This window comes from Micromonospora sp. AB353 (genome assembly GCF_049538395.1).
GTDB lineage: Bacteria > Actinomycetota > Actinomycetes > Mycobacteriales > Micromonosporaceae > Micromonospora > Micromonospora aurantiaca.
Genome location: NZ_JBMVFV010000159.1, coordinates 1 through 3696, shown reverse-complemented (window position 1 = coordinate 3696; position 3696 = coordinate 1). Strand labels below are relative to the sequence as shown.

Sequence of the window (3696 nt, the reverse complement as noted above, 5' to 3'; positions counted from 1 at the left end):
CTACGACCCCGATCCCGACCGGCCCGGGACCGACCGGGCCGGCTACTCCCAGAAGCGGATCAGGGCGTAGCCGATCTGGTACAGCTCGCGCGGCAGGCCGAGCGCGTCGCCGGCGGCGAAGACCGCGCCGAAGAACGCCCGGTTGATCTGCGGGCTCCACAGCAGCGCGAAGAGCAGAATGAAGCCGTACGGGGCGAACAGGTCGTACATCCGCCGGTAGGCAGGACTGAGCCAGGGCTGGAGCATGTTGCCGCCGTCCAGACCGGGCACCGGCAGCAGGTTGAGCACGCTGGCGGTGAGCTGGAGGAACGCGAGCAGCCCGACGCCGGCCCAGAACTCCAGCGGCCCGCCCAGTTCCGGCCCCCACGCGACCGCCGCGACCAGCACCAGCGTGAACAGCACATTGGTGGCCGGACCGGCCAGGCTGACCAGCGTGTGCCGCAGCCGGCCGGGGATGGCGTGCCGGTCCACCCACACCGCGCCACCGGGCAGGCCGATGCCGCCGAGCAGCACCACGACCACCGGCAGCACGATCGACAGCAGCGGGCTGGTGTACTTCAGCGGGTTGAGCGTGAGGTAGCCGCGGTGCGCGATGTCCCGGTCACCGGACCGGTACGCGACCACGGCGTGCGCGTACTCGTGCAGGCACAGCGAGACCAGCCAGCCGGACACGACGAAGAGGAACACGTCGAAGCCGACGTTGCCGTACCGGTTCCAGGTCATCACCCCGGAGGCGACGAACAACGCCACCAGGGCCAGGAAGATCGGGCTGGGCCGGAACGCCGCCCGGGGCACGCCGAGGATCAGCGGCTCGCCCGGGCGGTCGTAGCCCGTCATTCGGCCGGGGGTTGCAGGCTCATCCGGTAGTCCACCCGGTCGTCCTCGACCAGCACGACCGTGGTGACGCCGGATGCCGCGAGCTCCCGCCAGGTCTGGCCGATCCACGACTCGGCGTCCGCCTGGCTCGTGAACGACTCGGCCGGCCCGTCGGCCGCGTCGCCGTTCGTGCCCTCGTACCGCCAGCTCCACGCCATGCCGCGTCTCCCCTCGCCGCCGTCGTCCCGTGGGACGCCAAACCTCCGCAAGCCTAGTCGGCCCCGCCGACGACGGCCCGCCACCACATGGATCATGCCGACCTGCCCCGCCCACCGCACCGTCGATCTTGCGGTTGGCGCCCCGACAGAGCGGTCATTCCCGGCAACCCGGGGGCCGCAGGCGCGAGATCGGCGGCGGGAGAGGGCGGGGTGGGGGTGGGGAGGGGCGAGCTGCCCGGAACGCGGGCGGGCGAACTAAGGTACGGGCATGTCCGTTGACGGGTGGCACACCCTCCTGGTGCTCGGCGGTATCCGCTCCGGCAAGTCCGAGTTCGCCGAGTCACTGGTCGCCGACGCGCCCACGGTCCGCTACGTGGCCACCGCCCCGGCCGGCGATCCGGAGGACACCGAGTGGGCGACCCGCCTCGCCGTACACCGCGCCCGCCGCCCGGGGAGCTGGAGCACCGAGGAGACCGCTGCGGACCCGGGCCGGCTGGTCGAGGTGATCGCCGCCGCCGGGCCGAACGAGACGCTGCTCGTGGACGACCTGGGCGGCTGGGTGACGGTGCTGATCGACCCGGCCCACCAGCCCGCTGACGACACCGCGACGATCGCCGAGCTGGCCGCGGCGGTGCGGTCCAGCACGGCCCGGGTGGTGCTGGTCAGCCCCGAGGTGGGACTGTCGCTGGTGCCCACCACGCCGCTGGGCCGGGCGTTCACCGACGCGCTGGGCGCGACGAACCGCGCGGTCGCCGACGCCTGCGACGCGGTCGCGCTCGTCGTCGCCGGTCAGACCGCCTGGCTGAAGCCGGCCACCCCGGCCCCCGCGCACGCCGTGCCGCCCGCCGCCACGTCGCCCGAGGCCGAGCCCGGCCGCGCCGCAGCGCCCCAGCACGCGGCGCCCCGGACGGCGGCACCCCGGAACGCGCCGGCCCAGGCCGTACCGGCCGACCTCGGCACCGGGGACGTGACGCTGCCCGAGGTGCTCACCCCGGCCGCCGCCCCGGTGCCCGCCCCGGCCGCACACGACTCGTCGAGTACGGGCGACTGGGCCGCACCCACCATGGCGCTGCCGATGATCGCCACCGGCCTGGTCATCCAGCCGGGCATGGAACTGCCGATGCCCGACGACTACACCGGACCGCAGGCGGTCGACCGGCTCGCCACCCTCGACATCCCCGGCGCCGGTCTCGGCGTGCTGGAGCAGGTGGTCGGCTTCGCGGCCGCCACCCAGGGCACCTCGACGCCGCGTCCGTGGGACTCGGTGCGCGTACTGCTGATCCAGGGCGACCACGAGGGCGGCGCGTCGGCCGGCGCGACGCCCGGTGAGTCGGCCCGCCGCGCCCGGCAGACCCGGGCCGGCCGGGGCGCGCTGGCCCGGCTCGCCGCCGAGAACCGGGCCGCCCTGCAGATCGTCGAGGCACCCGTCTCGGCGCCGATGGAGGACGGTCCGGCCCTGCCCGCCGACGAGGTCGAGGCGGCGCTGCGCTACGGCTGGCGGCTCGCCGAGCAGGCCGCCGACGCCGGGGTGCAGCTGCTGGTGCTCGCCGCGTGCGGCGCGGGCGCCGAGGCCGCCGCCGCGGCGGTGCTCGCGGCCACCGCCGGTGCGGAGCCGCCGACGGTGCTCGGCCGGGTGATCACCGAGCAGGGCGAGATCGACGACACCGCCTGGATGGTCCGCTGCGCGGCGGTGCGGGACGCGCTGCACCGCACCCGGCGCTCCGCCCGGGAGGCCAAGGACGTGCTGGCCGAGCTGGGCGGCGGCGACATCGCGCTGGCCACCGGCGTGCTGCTGGGCGCCACCGCCCGCAAGGTGCCGGTGCTGCTGGACGGGCCGGTCGGCACCGCCGCCGCCATGGTCAGCCGCGACCTGGCCGGGCAGGCCCGGCACTGGTGCCTGCTGCCCGACCACGGCGGCCGTCCGGGCGTGCGGCTCGCCGCCGACGTGCTCGGCCTGACGCCGCTGGTGGACCTGCGGCTCGACCTGGGCGAGGGGGCGACCGCGCTGGCCGCGCTGCCGCTGCTGCGTTCCGCGCTGACGCTCGCCGCCACGCTGCCGGTGCACCCGTCGCTGGGCGGCCCCGACGACAGCGACACCGACGACACCGCCACCGGCGGCGGGGCCGAACCGGACTTCACCGAGCCGGAGCCGGCCGGGCCGGGACCGACCACGATCGGGTCCGACGAGCCGGTCTCCCCCGGCCGACGTGCCGACTGAGGCACGGCTCGCCGACGGCATCCGGCTGGCGTTCACCACGTTCACCACCCTCCCGGTACGCGCCGGGCGGGTCGACCGGGCCGCCGCCGGTACCGCGATGGCCCTCGCGCCGCTGGTCGGCGCGCTGCTCGGTGCCGTACTCGGCGGGGTGCTGGTGCTCACCGGCGCGCTCGCGCCACCGCTCGTCGCCGCGGTGGTCACCGTGGGGCTGGGCGCGCTGCTCACCCGGGGCCTGCACCTGGACGGACTGGCCGACACCGTGGACGCGCTCGGCTCGTACCGGCGTGGTCCGGCCGCGCTGGAGATCATGAAGCAGCCGGACGTCGGCCCGTTCGGGGTGGTCGCGCTCGTGGTCGTACTCCTGCTGCAGAGCGCGGTGCTCGCGGAGCTGGCCGGCCGGGACGCGCTCGCCGCGCTCGCCGCCGTGGTCACGGCCACCGCGGC

At 76.1% G+C, this 3696-nt stretch carries 4 protein-coding genes; 2 read left to right on the top strand and 2 right to left on the bottom strand.

Going from position 1 to position 3696, the window contains the following annotated elements:
* Positions 1-42 precede the first annotated feature (42 nt).
* Both ACPCK6_RS29375 and ACPCK6_RS29370 read right to left on the bottom strand, forming a co-directional pair.
* Positions 43-837: a site-2 protease family protein gene (locus ACPCK6_RS29375; RefSeq protein ID WP_423482832.1), complete on the bottom strand. Its 795-nt coding sequence runs from the start codon at positions 835-837 to the stop codon at positions 43-45.
* Positions 834-1034 (bottom strand): hypothetical protein, encoded by a 201-nt coding sequence (locus ACPCK6_RS29370; RefSeq protein ID WP_194801142.1) that lies wholly within the window; start codon positions 1032-1034, stop codon positions 834-836. Before ACPCK6_RS29370 ends, ACPCK6_RS29375 begins: the two co-directional genes overlap by 4 nt.
* A 268-nt stretch (positions 1035-1302) precedes the next feature.
* On the opposite strand from ACPCK6_RS29370, the gene ACPCK6_RS29365 reads away from it, so the two are divergent.
* Together ACPCK6_RS29365 and ACPCK6_RS29360 are read left to right on the top strand one after the other, a co-directional pair.
* Complete coding sequence (locus ACPCK6_RS29365; RefSeq protein ID WP_423482831.1) at positions 1303-3252, top strand: bifunctional adenosylcobinamide kinase/adenosylcobinamide-phosphate guanylyltransferase; 1950 nt, start codon at positions 1303-1305, stop codon at positions 3250-3252.
* On the top strand, positions 3242-3696 hold a 455-nt coding region (locus ACPCK6_RS29360; RefSeq protein WP_423482830.1), incomplete at its 3' end, for an adenosylcobinamide-GDP ribazoletransferase. The genes ACPCK6_RS29365 and ACPCK6_RS29360, both read left to right, overlap by 11 nt.

Coding starts and splice junctions, on each gene's coding strand:
- ACPCK6_RS29370 (WP_194801142.1), bottom strand. CDS start 1,034: ATGGCGTGGAGCTGGCGGTACGAGGGCACGAACGGCGACGCGGCCGAC.
- ACPCK6_RS29375 (WP_423482832.1), bottom strand. CDS start 837: ATGACGGGCTACGACCGCCCGGGCGAGCCGCTGATCCTCGGCGTGCCC.
- ACPCK6_RS29365 (WP_423482831.1), top strand. CDS start 1,303: ATGTCCGTTGACGGGTGGCACACCCTCCTGGTGCTCGGCGGTATCCGC.